This window comes from Microbacterium capsulatum (assembly GCF_030865425.1).
GTDB lineage: Bacteria > Actinomycetota > Actinomycetes > Actinomycetales > Microbacteriaceae > Microbacterium > Microbacterium capsulatum.
The window spans coordinates 120897-136551 of the sequence record NZ_JAVFCB010000001.1 but is presented as its reverse complement, the minus strand read 5'-3'; the positions used below and the strand labels follow the sequence as shown (position 1 = coordinate 136551).

13 protein-coding genes are annotated in these 15655 nt (G+C 70.2%); 8 read left to right on the top strand and 5 right to left on the bottom strand.

Annotated elements, in window-relative coordinates:
• Positions 1–110: 110 nt before the first annotated feature.
• The 3 genes from efeB to efeU are packed head-to-tail and all read right to left on the bottom strand — an operon-like array spanning position 111 to position 3630.
• Positions 111–1418 (bottom strand): iron uptake transporter deferrochelatase/peroxidase subunit, encoded by a 1308-nt coding sequence (efeB, locus tag RBR11_RS00630; protein WP_308487358.1) that lies wholly within the window; start codon positions 1416–1418, stop codon positions 111–113.
• Complete coding sequence (gene efeO / locus RBR11_RS00625) at positions 1415–2650, bottom strand: iron uptake system protein EfeO (protein ID WP_308487357.1); 1236 nt, start codon at positions 2648–2650, stop codon at positions 1415–1417. The genes efeB and efeO overlap by 4 nt, the downstream gene beginning before the upstream one ends.
• Positions 2647–3630 (bottom strand): iron uptake transporter permease EfeU, encoded by a 984-nt coding sequence (efeU, locus tag RBR11_RS00620; protein WP_308487355.1) that lies wholly within the window; start codon positions 3628–3630, stop codon positions 2647–2649. The genes efeO and efeU overlap by 4 nt, the downstream gene beginning before the upstream one ends.
• A gap of 160 nt (positions 3631–3790) precedes the next feature.
• Between efeU and RBR11_RS00615 the strand changes: the two genes are divergently transcribed.
• Entirely contained in the window at positions 3791–4795 is a 1005-nt protein-coding gene (locus tag RBR11_RS00615) for an isopenicillin N synthase family dioxygenase (RefSeq protein WP_308487354.1), read from the top strand.
• 72 nt (positions 4796–4867) lie between these two features.
• Here RBR11_RS00615 and RBR11_RS00610 read toward each other — a convergent pair whose 3' ends face one another.
• Both RBR11_RS00610 and RBR11_RS00605 read right to left on the bottom strand, forming a co-directional pair.
• Positions 4868–5527, bottom strand: coding sequence for a GntR family transcriptional regulator (locus RBR11_RS00610; protein WP_308487353.1), 660 nt, complete (start codon positions 5525–5527; stop codon positions 4868–4870).
• 13 nt (positions 5528–5540) lie between these two features.
• Complete coding sequence (locus RBR11_RS00605; RefSeq protein WP_308487352.1) at positions 5541–6998, bottom strand: chlorohydrolase family protein; 1458 nt, start codon at positions 6996–6998, stop codon at positions 5541–5543.
• A gap of 250 nt (positions 6999–7248) precedes the next feature.
• Between RBR11_RS00605 and RBR11_RS00600 the strand changes: the two genes are divergently transcribed.
• From RBR11_RS00600 to RBR11_RS00570, 7 genes are all read left to right on the top strand, one after another.
• Positions 7249–8259, top strand: coding sequence for an ABC transporter permease (locus tag RBR11_RS00600; protein WP_308487351.1), 1011 nt, complete (start codon positions 7249–7251; stop codon positions 8257–8259).
• A 91-nt stretch (positions 8260–8350) separates the two neighbouring features.
• Positions 8351–10075 carry an ABC transporter substrate-binding protein gene (locus RBR11_RS00595; protein WP_308487350.1) on the top strand — a complete coding sequence of 575 codons (1725 nt, stop codon included), beginning with the start codon at positions 8351–8353 and terminating at the stop codon, positions 10073–10075.
• A gap of 65 nt (positions 10076–10140) precedes the next feature.
• Entirely contained in the window at positions 10141–11142 is a 1002-nt protein-coding gene (locus tag RBR11_RS00590) for an ABC transporter permease (RefSeq protein ID WP_308487349.1), read from the top strand.
• Positions 11142–12158, top strand: a complete 1017-nt coding sequence (locus RBR11_RS00585; protein ID WP_308487348.1) for an ABC transporter ATP-binding protein — start codon at positions 11142–11144, stop codon at positions 12156–12158. The genes RBR11_RS00590 and RBR11_RS00585 overlap by 1 nt, the downstream gene beginning before the upstream one ends.
• Positions 12155–13180 carry an ABC transporter ATP-binding protein gene (locus tag RBR11_RS00580; protein WP_308487347.1) on the top strand — a complete coding sequence of 342 codons (1026 nt, stop codon included), beginning with the start codon at positions 12155–12157 and terminating at the stop codon, positions 13178–13180. Before RBR11_RS00585 ends, RBR11_RS00580 begins: the two co-directional genes overlap by 4 nt.
• The gene (locus tag RBR11_RS00575; protein ID WP_308487346.1) at positions 13167–14378 is read left to right on the top strand and encodes an amidohydrolase family protein; all 1212 of its coding nucleotides are present in this window, start codon (positions 13167–13169) and stop codon (positions 14376–14378) included. Before RBR11_RS00580 ends, RBR11_RS00575 begins: the two co-directional genes overlap by 14 nt.
• Positions 14362–15543, top strand: a complete 1182-nt coding sequence (locus RBR11_RS00570) for an MFS transporter (RefSeq protein WP_308487345.1) — start codon at positions 14362–14364, stop codon at positions 15541–15543. The genes RBR11_RS00575 and RBR11_RS00570 overlap by 17 nt, the downstream gene beginning before the upstream one ends.
• Positions 15544–15655: the final 112 nt, after the last annotated feature.

The window sequence follows — 15655 nt, the reverse complement described above, 5'->3', positions numbered from 1 at the left end:
CCTTCAGATTTCTATTCACTTGAATATATCTGGTTCAACAGCCGTCCCCCAGAAGTATTCCCGGACGGCGCGGAGAAGACGAGTGAACCCCCGATCGCGCGCGCCGACGGCTAGGAGAACAGGCCCGCGCCGACGTAGGAACCCTTCTGCGCACCCGGCGGGATCGCCCAGACCCCGGATCCGACGTGCGTGACGTACTCGCTCATCAGGTCGGTCGCGAGGCGCTTCTGGATGCCGATGAACTGCGCGGGCGTCCGCTGATACGACAGGAAGAAGAGGCCTGCGTCGAGCTTGCCCAGGCCGTTGTTGCCATCGACGTAGTTGTAGCCGCGGCGCAGGATCCGTACGCCGTCGTTCACCGTCGGATGCGCGAGCCGGACGTGCGCGTTCGCATCGATCGCACCGCCGTGGAAGGACGGCTCGGCGAACTCGTCGCCGCCGGAGAGCGGCGCCCCCGTGCCCTTGGCCCGGCCGATCGTGCGGTCCTGCTCGCTCAGCCGCAGCCGATCCCAGGTCTCGATGTGCATGGCGATCTTGCGCGCGACGAGGTACGAACCGCCGGCCATCCACGCCTGCTCGCCGCCCCCGCCGGCCCAGACGTGCGCGTCGAGGGCCTCGGCGTCGTCGCCGAGGATGTTCGCCGTGCCGTCCTTGAATCCGAAGAGGTTCCGCGGGGTCTGCTGCTCTGCCGAGGTACGGGATGTCCGCCCGAAGCCGAGCTGCGACCAGCGCAGACGGGCCCGGCCGAACGCGATCCGGCTGAGGTTGCGGACCGCGTGCACGGCGACCTGCGGATCGTCCGCGCAGGCCTGGATGCAGAGGTCCCCGCCGGTGTACGCCTCATCGAGGGCATCGCCGACGAACGCCGGCAGCGGCGCCAGCGCGGCGGGGCGCCGGTGCGCGATCCCGAACCGGTCGCCGTCCGCGTCGAACAGGCCGGGACCGAGCCCGAACGTGATCGTGAGACCGGTGGCGCCGAGGCCCTGCGCCTCGCCCGAGTCGTCGGGCGGGGCCTCCGAGGGCCCGCCGACCGCGCCGGAGGCGCTGACGTCGAGCCCGGTCACCATGCGCGCGGCGGCGTGACTCCAGTCCTGCAGCAGCGACACGAGGTCGTCCCGACGCGCGCGCGGCATCATGTCGAAGCTCGCGAAGTGCAGATGGTCCTGCACCCGCGTGGTGATGCCGGCCTGATGCGCACCCTCGAACGCGAACTCGTCCGGGGGCGCCGCTCCGCGGAGGATCCCGGCACCGGCCGCAGCCGCCCCGGCGCCGACGGCGAGACCGGCGACGCCGCTGCCGACCGCCCAGCCGATCAGGCCACGGCGGCTGATCCCGGTGCGGTCGGGCGAGGCCGCGGCCGTGGGCGCGGAGGCGTCGGCGGGCTCCGCACCCGCGGGGGCCGTCTCGGGGAGGGTCATCGGCTGAGGATCGTTCCGGTGAGCTTGGAGAGCGGCTCTGCGAGCGCGTTCAGCAGATCGGTGAGGTCGCGCTTCTGCGGGGCGGTCACGGTCGAGTAGGGAGCGAAGCCGGCGTCGAGGGATCCGTGCACGGCGAGCTCGGCCTCGAGCGCCGAGAAGCCGCGGTCGATCTGCGAGACGAGCTTCCGGCCCTCGGCGCCCTTGCTGTCGGCGAAGTCCCGCACGAGCGAGAAGGACATCTTGGATCCTTCGACGTTCGCCGCGAAGTCGGACAGATCCGTGCCGGACCACCAGTCCTCCTCGCCGGTGATCTTGCCGTTCGCGACCTCGTCGAGCAGCGAGATCGCGCCGTTCGAGATGCCGGCGACGCCCTGCGCTTCGAGATCCTTCAGGAAGGCGTCGGCGTGCACGTGGCCGTAGAGCTCCTGCAGGTCGGCGACGAGCCTGTCGGCGTAGGCTCCGCGCTCGGCCGAGGTGGACGGCGACCAGTCCTTGTCGGCCGGGGTGGCCCCGTCCGAGTTCAGCGCACCCGCGGCGGGAACCCACAGGTCCTTCTCGATCCGGTGGAACCCGGTCCAGTCCAGCCCCTCCGCCTTCGCGTCGAGCTCGCGGTAGTCCAGGCGCGGGTCGAGCGTGCCGAGCTTGTCGGCGACGGGCTCGATCCGCTCGTAGTACGACCGCACGACGGAGAACTGCGCCTTGGCCGTCGCGTCGTCGCCGGTGCGGTAGGCCTGCGCGAAGGTCTTCGCGGCCGGCAGCAGCTGCCCGACCTGGTCCTTCACGAACGCGGCGTAGAGCGCCACGGCCTTGGTCTTCTGCGCGGCGTCGCCGCCCTTCACCGCGACCTTGTCGCCGCTCACCGAGAAGCCGGTCCTGCCGACGCCGTCGCCGATCATGCCGGGCTTGCAGACGGTGAAGTACTCGCCGGGCTGGGCGACCACGGTGAGGGTGCGGGAGGCGCCGGGGGCGACGTTCTCGACCTCGCCCACGATCCGCACGCCGTCCTGGGCGAGCAGGTAGAACTCGGTCACCTCCGCGCCCTTGTTGGTGACGTCGAACGCGAGCGTGCCGCTCGTCGCGGTGTGGGCGGACACCGTGCACGCGTCGGCCGTGGACGAGACGGTGAGGCGTCCGGCCGCGGCAACGTCGGCCTTGGCGACGCAGCCGGTGAGGGCGAGGCCGAGCGCCGCAGCGGCGCCGACGACGGTGAGCGAACGGCGGGCGAGGGTCATGATGCTCCTTCGGGAGTGGACGAGACGGTCGCGGGAACGGCGGCGACGTGCGCCGCCGGAGTCGAGGGACGGGAGGATCCGGCGGGCCGGGTGGCCGGGCGGCGGGTGACGCTCGACCGGCGCAGCCCGCGGACGAACAGCGCGCCGACGATCACGAGGTAGAGCGCCCAGGCGATCACCTGCAGCCAGCTCATCCGCGGCAGGAAGCCGACCGTGGCCTGCAGCAGAACGGCGAGCGCGCTGTCGGGGCGGATCGTGGCGGTGAGGTCGAACGCCCAGCCGAACGGGAGCCCGGCGAGGCCGATGAGCACGCTCCCGTGCGCATCGAGCGGCGCGACGGCGGTGAACGGGCCGGGCAGCACCCCGGCCTCCTGCAGGTCGCTCAGAGCGTAGGCGAGGACACCGCCGGCGACGATCACGAGGAAGCCGCCGGTCCAGGTGAAGAACCGGGAGAGGTCAAGGCGCACGGCGCCGCGTGCGAGCAGCCAGCCGGCCAGCACGGCCACGGCGAGGCCGAGCGCGGCGCCGAGGATCGCCGAGGGCGCGTCGCCGAACGATTGCACCATGGACCACAGCAGCAGGGTGGTCTCGATCCCCTCGCGGGCGACCGACACGAAGCCCACGAGCACGAGCGCCCACACCGTTCCCGTGGCGAGCGCCCGATCCACACCGCCCCGCAGCGCGGCCTTCATGGTGCGGCCGGCCCTGCGCATCCAGAAGATCATCCAGGTGACCATGGCGACCGTGACGAGCGACAGCGTGCCGCCGATGATCTCCTGGCCCTGGAAGGTCAGCGCGTAGGCGCCGAAGGTCAGCGCCGCACCGATCACGAGGGCGAGCAGGACCGCGGCACCGACGCCGGCCCACATCCGCGGCAGCACGTCGCGGCGGTCGAGGCGCGTGAGGTAGGCGACGAGGATGCCGACGACGAGCGCGGCCTCGAGGCCCTCGCGGAGGCCGATCAGGAAGGTGGCGAGCACAGCGGATCCCTTGCACGGAAGAAGTTTGGTTAGGCAAACCTCACCTATCCTTGCACACGCCTCGGAGCGGCTCGATCCTGCGTTCCCTCGACGGATCCGCGCCCGGTAATCCTCGGCAACAAACGATCCGGTCCCGCGATCGGCGTCCTAGCCTCGCCTCATGGCTGCTCTGAACCTCCCGATCCTCGACCTGTCCCAGCTCGACGCCGGCGACGAGGCCGCCGCGCGGTTCCGCGACGAGCTGCGCGCGGCGACGCACGACGTCGGCTTCTTCTACCTCACCGGGACCGGGGTCACCCCCGAGCTGGAGGCGCGTCTGCACCGGGCGGCGAAGGACTTCTTCGCGCTGCCGGAGGCCGACAAGCTCTCGATCGAGAACGTGAAGAGCCCGCACTTCCGCGGGTACACCCGGATCGGCGGGGAGCGCACGCAGGGGAAGGTCGACTGGCGTGAGCAGATCGACATCGGCCCGGAGCGCGAGGCGGTCGAGGGCGGCGCGGCGTACACCCGCCTCATCGGCCCGAACCTGTGGCCGACCGCTCAGCCGGAGCTGCGCGAGATCGTCACGGAGTGGCATGCGCACCTGTCCGGCGTGGCGCGCAGGCTGCTGCGCGCGTGGGCGCTGGCCCTCGGCGCCGACGAGTCGTACTTCGAGGTGAACTTCGGCGATCCGTCCACGCTGATCAAGATCGTCCGCTATCCGGGCACGCACGAGCCCGAGCCGCAGCAGGGCGTCGGCGCGCACAAGGACTCGGGCGTGCTCACCCTGCTCTGGGTCGAGCCGGGCAAGGGCGGGCTGCAGGTCGAGCGGGACGGGGAATGGGTCGACGCTCCCCCGGTCGATGGCGCGTTCGTCGTCAACATCGGCGAACTGCTCGAGTACGCCACCGACGGCTACCTCAAGGCGACGAACCACCGGGTCGTCTCGCCGAAGGCCCCGGACGAGCGCATCTCGATCCCGTTCTTCTTCAACCCCGCACTCGACAAGCGCCTGCCGCTCATCGAGCTGCCCGCCGAGCTCGCCGCGCAGGCGCGCGGCGTGACCAGGGATCCGGCGAACCCGATCCACGCGCTCTACGGCGAGAACGCGCTCAAGTCACGCCTGCGGGCGCACCCCGACGTCGCCGCGATCCACCACTCCGACCTGGTCGGCGCGACGGTCTGACCGCCCCCGACGGCGGACGCCACGACCACCGTCGGAACCCGCCGGGTTCGGGGCGGGGCGTGGCGGTGCGCCTCAGTCGTCCAGCACGCCCTCGAGCTGCGCGAGCACGGGGCCGCGGCTCATGTCGATGTGCGCGTACATCTGGGCGGCGGCGAGGAGCCCCCGTCCCGCCGCGATCGACTCGACCAGGTCGATGTGCTCGTCGTTCTGCTGCCGCTCGCGGGTGTCCCTGGTGAGCCGGAACAGCCATTCCATCCTGCCGATCAGCGGGCCGAGGCTCCGCAGCAGCAGCCGGCTTCCGCTGAGTCGCACGATCTCGGCATGGAAGTCGAGGCTGGCCGCACGGCCGGCGTCGGGATCCGCAACCGAGGCCGCCACGTGCAGCTCGCGGAGGTGGTCGACCGTCTCCAGCCCGGCGAGCACCCGCTCCGCGGCGCGCTGCGCCGCGAACGGCTCGAAGCACAACCGGGTGTCGAAGAGGTCGTGGATGTCGGCCCGGGTGATCGGCGTCACGTTCGCGCCCCGGTGCGGCGACGTGGACACGAACCCCTCGGCCTCGAGCCGCTGCAGCGCCTGCCGGACCGGGATCCGGGACACCGCGAAGCGCTCGGAGAGCTCCCGCTCCTTCAGCCACGCGCCCGGTTTGGCCTCCCCCTCGATGATCGAGCGGAGGAGGTCCCGATAGACGCGGTCGGCGAGCGCATGGCGGTCTCCGTCAAGAGTGATCGTCATCGCATACCCCTTCTCAGACTACGGCCGGGAAGACCGGCGGGAACAGCGCATCGCCGCCGATGAAGTCGCGCTCATCATAGGCCGCGCGCATCTTCTCGAAGATCCGCTGCGAATCGTCCTTGATCGCCTGCAGGTCGACGCCCTCGATCCGCCCGTCGCGCATCACGGCGCGGCCGGCGACCATCGTCAGGCACGCGTCACGCGCACTCCCGGCGAGCACGAGGTTGCGCACCGGGTCCTCGATCGGGCCGAAGCGCACATCGGAGATCCGGAACGCGGTGAGATCCGCGGAGGCGCCCTCGGCGATGCGGCCGAGGTCGGGGCGGTGCAGGGCCCGGGCGCCGCCCAGGGTCGCCGCCTCGATGTAGCCGGCGAGGTCGCCGGCGGCGAGACTGCGATTCTGCACCTTCGCGACCGAGACGCCGGTGTCGATGCCGCGGATCAGGTCCGGCGGGAACGAGTCGGTGCCGAGGGAGATGTTGAGCCCCGCGTCGCGGTAGCGGGCGAAGGTCTCCAGCTCGGAACCGTAGCGGGCGTTGGTGAGCGGGCAGTGCACGATCGAGACGCCGGCGTCGACGAGCGTCGCCAGGTCGCCGCGGTCCTCGCCCCACACCCGCGGGTTGACGTCGAGGAAGACGCCGTGCGGGACGATCAGCCGGTCGTCGAGCAGCCCCTCGCGCTCGATGAGCTCGAGGGGGGTCACGCCGTAGGTCCTGATGATCCAGTCGCGCTCGAACTCGCCCTGCAGCGCGTGCAGGCGCACGAGGGCGCCGCGCTCGCGCGCCGCCTGCGCGGTCGCGGAGAGCAGCTCGGGGGTGAGCGTCTCGATGCGGCAGGGCAGGAACACGGGCGTCAGCAGGTCGTCGCCCCAGTCGCGCACGGTGTCGTGGAAGCGGATCGCCTCGGCGAGCCCGGTCACACCCTCGGCCTCGTCGAAGAGCACGTCGCGCGCGCCGTCGCGCACCACGTTCACGCCCGAGCGGTAGGACGGGCCGAGGAAGCCGCGCAGGCCGATCGTGCGGGAGAACTCCGCCATGGCGAGGAAGTCCTCGGCCGACTCGGCCCAGGCGGAGTGCACCTCGGAGGCGATCGGCATGTAGCTGGTGATGCCGTGCAGGGCGAGCTGGACGAGTCCGATCTCGCAGATCCGGCGGCGCTCCTGTTCGCTGAAGACGTGCCGGCGGCGGTCGAAGTAGTCGGCGGACCACTGCAGCCGGCGGGCCTCCTCGGCCGTCGACCAGGAGTCCAGGATCAGGTGGTCGACGTCGGTCAGCGCGTCCAGGTCGATGAGTCCCGGCATGAGCAGGCTCTCGCCGAGCTCGACGGTCTCGTCGGCGTCCCGGGGAGCCTCCGAGCGGGGCCCGACATACGCGATCAGGTCGCCCTCCACGAGCACCGCGCCGTCGCGGAGCTCGGTGTGGGAGGTGCCGTCGAAGGCGAGGACGTGGTCGGCGGTGATCAGCGTGCGCACGGGAATCTTCCGATCGAGAGTGAGATTGGTATCCAAAAAGCTATCCCCCGGGAACCCGCTGAGCAAGACCGAAGAATCTTCTCTTGACAACCGGAGAAGCACGAAAACAGCGGAAAACCGGTATGAAAGCAGTGATGACGCCTGCCGTCGATGAGGACGGGAGTGGGGTGAGGGGGGTTTGTTGCGTTGTGTGACTCCCATCTTGGTATACAATTCGAAACATCCCCGTCCCCGACCATCAAGGAAGATCGTGACGGACACCCTGACGACGGCCCCCTCCACCGAGGCCGTGACGACCACCCCGAAGATCGCAACCGGGCGCTCCCTGCTCGGCACGGCCTGGCTGCGGATCCGACGCAGCAAGATCGCGCTGGTGTCCTTCGGCGTCGTGATCGCGATCATCCTGTTCGCGCTCCTCGCGCCGGTGCTCACCGCGATCGAGGGCCAGAGCCCGTTCACCACGCACACGGGTCCGGACACGCTGGACGATTTCAACACCCCGGGCCTCCCGCTGCCGCAGTTCATGTTCCCGTCGGGCGCGCACTGGCTCGGCGTCGAGCCCGGCCTCGGTCGCGACCTGTTCGCGCGCCTCGCCTTCGGCGCGCAGGTGTCGCTGCTGATCGCGCTGCTGTCCACGCTCGTGTCGGTCGTTCTCGGCACGGTCATGGGCGCGGCCGCCGGCTACTTCGGCGGCAAGGTCGACATGGTGATCAGCCGCATCATCGACCTGTTCCTCGCGTTCCCGCACCTGCTCCTGGTGCTCTCGCTCACGCCGATCCTGCAGTCGCGCCTGAGGAACACCCCCCTCGGCACGGGCAGTTTCGTGCCCATCGCCTCGCTCGTGATCATCCTGGGGTTCTTCGGCTGGGCGTATCTCGCCCGCGTCGTACGCGGCCAGGTGCTCAGCATCCGCGAGCAGGAGTACATCGAGGCCGCCCGCTCCTACGGCGCCTCCAAGCGCACGATCCTGTTCACCCAGGTCATCCCGAACGTCTCCGGCGTCGTCCTCGTCTACGCGACCATGCTGATCCCGACGAACATCTCGGCCGAGGCCGCGCTCTCGTTCCTCGGCGTCGGCGTCAAGGACCCGACGCCGTCGTGGGGACAGATGCTCAACGCCGCGCAGTCGGGCAACTGGTACCTGGTCGACCCGTGGTTCCTCATCGTGCCCGGTTTCGCGCTGGTGGTCACGGTCCTCGCGTTCAACCTGCTCGGCGACGCCGTGCGCGACGCGCTGGACCCGAAGGCCTCGCGCAGCTGATCCGCCGCGCGCCGCTGATCCGCCTTGCGCCGCCGATCCGGCGCCCCGTCTTCCCCCGAACGTCCCTTCCCATCACAGCGAAAGAGAAAACATGAGACACAGTCGTCCACTGCTCGCGGCCTCGGTCGTGGCGGTCGCGCTCGTCGTGACCGGCTGCTCGGCCGGAACCGCCCCGAGCGGATCCACGACCGGTGCCCCGAGCGCCAACAACCCGTACGCCCCGAAGGTCGTCAAGAACGGCTTCAGCACCAAGGGCGGCAACGTCAACGTGCTGATGTCGAGCGACTTCCAGACGCTCGACCCGGGCAACAGCAACTACGTGCAGACCGCGAACGTCGGCCAGCTGTACTACCGCACCCTGACCATGGCGAAGGAGACCGCCGGCCAGCCGCCGAAGATCGTCCCCGACCTCGCCACCGACCTCGGCAAGGTCTCCTCGGACGGCCTCACCTGGACGTACACGCTCCAGGACGGCCTGAAGTACGAGGACGGCTCACCGATCACCTCGGCCGACATCAAGTACGGCATCGAGCGCACCTTCGCGCGCGACGTGTACACGCAGGCCCCGCAGGAGCTGGACGCGGTCCTCGCCGCGGACACCTACAAGGGCCCGTACTCCGGTGGCGACCTCTCCGCGATCGAGACCCCGAACGCGAAGACGATCATCTTCCACCTGAAGCAGCCGTACCCGGACTTCCCCTCGCTCGCGTCGCGCTCCAACAGCGCGCCCGTGCCGCAGGCGAAGGACACGAAGCTCGACTACACCAACCACCCGATCGCCTCGGGCCCGTACATGATCTCCAGCTACGACCGCGGTCGCCAGCTGAAGCTCGTGCGCAACCCCAACTGGGACGCGAAGACCGACCCGAACCGCACGGCTCTGCCGGACACGTTCACGTTCTCGCTGTCCACCGCGCAGGCGACGATCAGCCAGCAGCTGCTGAGCGACTCCGACCCGACCGCGATCACGCTGGACTCGAACGGCGCCCTGCAGGCTTCCGACGCGTCTCGTCTGGCGGACCAGACCATCGCGCCGCGCACGGCCGCCGGCCTGCTCGGCTGCACCGACGTGCTCGACCTCAACACGACCACCATCACCGACCCCGACGTGCGCCACGCGCTCGCCCTGGCGATGGACCGTGCGGCCATCCAGGTGCAGTACGGCGGCAAGCGCTTCGGCAAGCTGACCAACTCGTACCTGAACGACGCGCAGGTCGGCTGGATCCCACCGACGATCGACATCGACCCGACCGGCAAGCCGAAGCTCGCTGAGGCCAAGAAGCTGCTCCAGGGCAAGACCGTCCCGAAGACGCTGACCTACGGCTACGCGAACGCGACCGAGCGCTTCAAGAACCTCGGCACCGTTCTGCAGCAGAACTTCAAGGAGCTGGGCATCGACCTGCAGCTCGTCGCGATCCCGTCGCCGAACTACTACACCACGCTCGCCGGCGACCAGATGCCCGACATCGCCCGCTCCGGCTGGTGCGGTGGCGCCGCGTCCGGTTCGACCCGCACCACGGTCGACCCGAACCTCGGCCCGAGCCTGGACGGCAAGACCTACGGGTTCAGCAACATCCCGCGGTTCTACGACGCCAACCTGTCCGGCCAGATGTACAAGCTGCGCAACACGAACGGCTCCTCCGCCGACCTGAACAAGCAGTGGACTCAGCTCTACAACAAGGTCATGGAGCAGTACCCCATGGTCCCGCTGATCCGCACGTACACCTCGAGCGTCGTGGGCTCCAAGGTCCGCAACGCGCAGGTGGGGTACTTCTTCGGAAGCATCGACCTGTCCATCGTCGGCGTCGAGCACTGACGCCTCCGCACCTCTGAAAGGACGGGGCCGGCCGGCCGAGCCGGCCGGCCCCGCACGGGACAGCAATGTTCGGATTCCTCCTCCGCCGGGTGGCAGCCCTTGTCATCCTGCTCATCGTCGTGAGCTTCGCCACGTTCGCGCTCTTCCAGATCGGCCCCGCCGATCCGGCCGCCGCCGCCTGCGGCCAGGAGTGCACGCCCGAGCGCATCGAGCAGGCGCGCATCGCGCTGGGCATGGACAAGCCCTTCTTCCTCCAGTACTTCTCGTACCTGTCCGGATTCTTCGGGCAGCGCATGATCGGCGCCCCCGGCGCGGAGCAGCTGTGCGCCTGGCCGTGCCTGGGCAAGTCGTTCCAGACCAACGAGAACGTCACGGACATCATCGCCCGCGCTCTCCCCTACACGCTGTCCATCGCCGTCGGCGCGGTGGTCCTGTGGACCCTCGTCGGCGTGGGCCTCGGCCTGACGGCGGCCCTGCGCAAGGGCAAGCCCGCCGACAAGCTCATCGTCGGCGCCGCCTCGGTCGGCGTCTCGCTGCCGATCCCGGTCACCGGACTGCTTCTCCTGCTCGTCTTCGTGAGCACGCTGCACCTGCTGCCGTTCACCAGCAACCAGATCAACAACCCGTTCGGCCCCGCAGGGCCCGGCGCGTGGATCCTCAACTACCTGCTTCCCTGGGTGGCGATCGCCGTGCTGTTCAGCGCCCAGTACATCCGCGTCACGCGCAACAACATGATCGAGACGTTCGGCGAGGACTTCATGCGCACCGCGCGCGCCAAGGGCCTCAATCGCGGCGAGATCGTGTTCCGCCACGGCGTGCGCGCGGGCATGACCCCGATCGTGACCATGCTCGGCCTGGACATCGGCGGCCTGCTCGGCGGCGCGGTGCTCACCGAGCAGATCTTCTCGGTCCCCGGCCTCGGATTCACCGCGGTGCACGCCGCTGTCGCGGGCGACCTGCCCGTGACCATGGCGATCACCATGCTCGCGGCCTTCTTCATCATCACCGCCAACGTCGTGGTCGACCTCGTCTATGCGGCGATCGACCCGAGAGTGAGGATCAACTGATGACCTCCGCCTTCCTCGACATCCGCGACCTGCGCGTCGACTTCCCCACCGACGACGGCATCGTGCATGCGGTCAACGGGATGGACCTGCGCCTGGACCGCGGCGAGACCATCGGCATCGTCGGCGAGTCCGGATCCGGCAAGACCGTGACCAGCCAGACCCTGATGGGCCTGCTCAAGGGCACGAGCGCGCAGATCAGCGGCCAGATCCTGTTCGAGGGCACCGACCTGGTGCCGCTCACCGAGAACGAGATGCGCCCCTACCGCGGCCGCAAGATCGGCATGATCTTCCAGGACCCGCTCTCCGCGATGCACCCGTTCTACACGGTCGGCAAGCAGATCTCCGAGGCCTACCGGGTGCACAACAAGGTCAGCGCGAAGGCGGCGAAGGCCCAGGCCATCGACATGCTCGCGCGCGTGGGCATCCCCGACCCGGTGTCGCGCTACGACTCCTTCCCGCACGAGTTCTCCGGCGGCATGCGTCAGCGCGCGATGATCGCGATGGCGCTGATCTGCGAGCCCGAGCTGCTCATCGCCGACGAGCCGACCACCGCGCTCGACGTGACCGTGCAGGCGCAGATCCTCGACCTGATCTCGTCGCTGCAGCAGGAGACCGGATCCGCGGTCATCTACGTCACGCACGACCTCGGCGTGGTCGCCGAGGTGTGCAAGCGCGTCGTCGTGATGTACGGCGGCCAGTGCGTGGAGCAGGCCGATGTGGTGGACGCGTTCGACCACACGGCGCACCCCTACACGAAGGGGCTCCTCGCGTCGATGCCGTCGATGGCGGACGAGGCCGGCCGGCTCACCCCGATCCCCGGCTTCCCCCCGTCGCTGCTGAACCTGCCGCAGGGCTGCCTGTTCGCCGAGCGCTGCCCGGTGCGGCACCTCGTCCCGGACGACCGGTGCTTCACGCAGCGCCCGCCGCTGCACGGTGCCGGCGACCACCGGTCCCGCTGCCACCTTTCCGAGAGCCTCGGCACGTCCGAGGCCGCCACGATGGAGGCCGCACGATGAGCGAAACGCTGCTGCAGGTCGAGGGCCTGACCAAGCACTTCTCCGTCTCCAAGGGCGTCTTCCAGCCGAAGAGCAACGTGCGCGCCGTCGACGGCGTCTCGTTCTCGCTCCAGCGCGGCAAGACCCTGGGCCTGGTCGGCGAGTCCGGCTGCGGCAAGTCCACCACCGGCCGTCTGCTGATGCGCCTGCTCTCCCCGACCGCCGGCAGCATCAAGCTCGAAGGCCAGGAGATCGCCGGGCTCAAGGGCTCCCAGCTGCAGGACTTCCGCCGCCGCGTGCAGATGGTCTTCCAGAACCCGGCCTCCTCGCTGAACCCGCGCCAGAGCGTGGGTGCCGCGATCGCCGCGCCGCTGCGGGCGCAGAAGATCACGCCCAAGGAGGGCATGAAGGTCCGCGTGCAGTCGCTCATGGACCGGGTGGGCCTGCGGCCGGAGCACTACAACCGCTTCCCGCACGAGTTCTCCGGGGGCCAGAAGCAGCGCGTCGGCATCGCACGCGCCCTCGCCCTGGACCCGGACGTGGTGATCTGCGACGAGCCGGTCTCGGCGCTCGACGTGTCCGTGCAGGCGCAGGTGATCAACCTGCTGCAGGACATCCAGGCCGACATGGGGATCTCGTACGTGTTCATCGCGCACGACCTGTCCGTCGTGAAGCACTTCGCCGACGACGTGGCCGTGATGTACCTCGGCAAGATCATGGAGTTCGGCACCCGCGACGAGGTCTTCGACGCGCCGCGGCACCCGTACACGCAGTCGCTGCTGTCGTCGGTCCCCTCCCCGGATCCGCACGCCGATCGCAGTGGACGGATCCGCCTCACCGGCGACCTGCCGCACCCGTCGAACCCGCCCTCCGGGTGCGTGTTCCGCACTCGCTGCCCCGTTGTCCCGCTCCTGCCCGAGGAGAAGAGGAAGATGTGCGTGGAGCTGGTGCCCACCGGTGCCGCCGCCTGCCACCACCTGCCCGAGGCCGCGGCATTCGCCGCGAGCACCCCCGATGAGAGGAAGATCCATGCTGATTCGTGACGTCCGCCCCTGGGGCGCAGACGCCTCCGATGTCGTGATCGAGGACGGACGCATCTCCGCGATCCGCGCGCACGACGCCTCCTCTCCTCTCGCGGAAGGCGACGTGGACGGCCGCGGCCGTCTGCTGCTGCCCTCGTTCAGCGACGTGCACGTGCACCTGGACTCCAGCCGCATCGGCCTGCCGTTCCGCGAGCACACCGGCGCTCCGGGCGTCTGGGCGATGATGATGAACGACCGCCTCAACTGGCGCAACACCGACGTGCCGCACGCCGACATCGTCGCCGGCACGCTCGAGCGGATGATCGCCCGCGGCACCACCCGCGTGCGCACCTACGCCCAGGTCGACGTGGACTGCAAGCTGGAGAAGTTCGACTCGGTCATGGCCGCGAAGGAGAAGTTCCAGAACCAGGCCGAGGTGCAGGTCATGACCTTCCCGCAGGCCGGCATCCTCCTCGAGGAGGGCACCGTCGAGTACCTCGAGGAGTCCCTCAAGCAGGGCGCGGACGTCATGGGCGGCATCGACCCGTCGCAGCTCGACCGCGACCCGGTCAAGCACCTCGACGTCGTATTCGGCCTCGCCGAGAAGTACCAGGTCGAGATCGACATCCACCTGCACGAGCCGGGCCACCTGGGCGTGTTCAGCACCGAGCTCGTGCTCGAGCGCGTGCGCGCTCTCGGCATGCAGGGCAAGGTCACGATGTCGCACGCCTACGAGCTGGGCGGCGTGAACGAGGCGACCAGCCGTCGCCTCATCGAGCAGTTCGCCGAGCTGGACATCGCCATGGCGAGCGTCGCCCCGGCCGCGCGCAACCAGCTGTCCCTGGTCGAGCTCGTCGAGGCGGGCGTCCGCTTCGGCCTCGGCGAGGACGGTCAGCGTGACTACTGGAGCCCCTACGGCAACTGCGACCTGCTCGACCGGACCTGGCAGCTGGCGTTCACGAACAACTTCCGTCGTGACGACCACATCCAGATGTGCCTCGCGATCGCGACCATGGGCGGCGCCAGCATCATGTCGCACGACGTGCCGCGTCTCGCCGGCGTGAACGACCGTCCCGGCACCGCCGTGGGCGACCGCGCCGACCTCGTGCTCGTCGACGGCCAGACCCCGACCAGCGCCGTCATGGACCGCGGCACCGACCGCACGGTCATCCACGACGGACGGGTCGTCGCCGACGGACTTCGTGTCCTCGCAGTCTGATCGGACCGGAAGCGCCGCCCGAGCCTTCGCGCTCGGCGCGGCGCTTCTTGTCGGCATCAACCTGCGTCCCGCGATCACCTCCGTCTCCACCCTGCTCGACCAGGCCACGCGTGCCTTCGCGCTGACCGGCGTGGAGCGGAGCCTGCTCGCCACCCTGCCGGTGATCGCCTTCGGGCTCACCGCTCCCCTCGGGCCCATGCTCTCACGCCGGATCGGCACCTCCCGGAGCCTCCTCGTCGCGATGGCCGTGCTCGCCGTGGCCCTGGTGACGCGCGTGCTCGCCGGCTGGATGCTGCTGCCGGGGACCTTCCTCGCCGGCGCCGCGATCATGGTGGCCGCGACCCTGCTCCCGCCGTACCTGAAGTCGCTCGACGCGAGCGGTCTGTGGGTGGGCCTGAGCAGCATGTCGTTCGGCGTCGGCGCCGCGCTCGGCGCCGGGTTCGCCGTCCCCCTCGACAGCATGCTCGGCGGCGTGGCCCCCGCCCTCGCGGCCTGGGCCCTGCTGGCCGTGCTCGCCGCCCTGGCGATGATCCCGATCGGACGCGGCGACCGCTCCCCCGGCCAGCGTCCGCCGCGCATCGTGATCGACGGCGGCAACCGGCTCACGATGATCATCATGACCGCCGTCTTCTCGCTGCAGGCGCTGCTGTACTTCGCGGTGACCACCTGGCTGCCGCTGATGCTGGCCTCGCACGGAGAGAACCGCGCCGTCGCGGGCCTGCTGCTCGGCTGGTTCAGCCTGATCGGCCTGATCCCGACGCTCGTCGCGCCGGTGATCGCGCGACGCCGGCGGATCCTCACCTGGTTCGGTCCGGGACTCGGGATCGTCATGGGCGCGAGCTTCGCGTGGTTCGCGTTCGACGCCGGATCCGACGTGGCGATCGTCACGATCCTCGGGATCGCCCAGAACGCGGGCTTCGGCCTCGCGATGGGCCTGCTCGTCAGCCTCGCCGCCGACGCGCCGTCGGCCGGCCTGCTCAGCGCGATCGCGCAGGGCGTCGGCTACATCGTCGCGGGCGGCGGCAGCCTGCTCTTCGGCGTCGTGCACGACGCCACCGGGGCCTGGACGGCGACGCTCGTGCTCATGGCCCTGTGCGGCGCCTCCCTGAGCGCGGTCGTGGCGCTGGTGATCCGGCGCCGCCCGGTGTCGCTCGTCGCGCGCTGAGGTCGCGCGCGGTCACCGCGCTGCCCCGGGGCGTCCTGCTGCAGGAGGCCCCGGGGCGCTGCTGTCCGCGCGGACGCGCCGCCCCTGGGCTTCCCCCGCGGAGCACCGGTGA

What these genes read in the sequence shown, in the direction of transcription:
- efeO (WP_308487357.1), bottom strand. Translation starts at nt 2,650, where the DNA reads ATGACCCTCGCCCGCCGTTCGCTCACCGTCGTCGGCGCCGCTGCGGCG.
- efeB (WP_308487358.1), bottom strand. Translation starts at nt 1,418, where the DNA reads ATGACCCTCCCCGAGACGGCCCCCGCGGGTGCGGAGCCCGCCGACGCC.
- RBR11_RS00585 (WP_308487348.1), top strand. Translation starts at nt 11,142, where the DNA reads ATGACCTCCGCCTTCCTCGACATCCGCGACCTGCGCGTCGACTTCCCC.
- RBR11_RS00590 (WP_308487349.1), top strand. Translation starts at nt 10,141, where the DNA reads ATGTTCGGATTCCTCCTCCGCCGGGTGGCAGCCCTTGTCATCCTGCTC.
- RBR11_RS00610 (WP_308487353.1), bottom strand. Translation starts at nt 5,527, where the DNA reads ATGACGATCACTCTTGACGGAGACCGCCATGCGCTCGCCGACCGCGTC.
- RBR11_RS00615 (WP_308487354.1), top strand. Translation starts at nt 3,791, where the DNA reads ATGGCTGCTCTGAACCTCCCGATCCTCGACCTGTCCCAGCTCGACGCC.
- RBR11_RS00580 (WP_308487347.1), top strand. Translation starts at nt 12,155, where the DNA reads ATGAGCGAAACGCTGCTGCAGGTCGAGGGCCTGACCAAGCACTTCTCC.
- RBR11_RS00595 (WP_308487350.1), top strand. Translation starts at nt 8,351, where the DNA reads ATGAGACACAGTCGTCCACTGCTCGCGGCCTCGGTCGTGGCGGTCGCG.
- RBR11_RS00575 (WP_308487346.1), top strand. Translation starts at nt 13,167, where the DNA reads ATGCTGATTCGTGACGTCCGCCCCTGGGGCGCAGACGCCTCCGATGTC.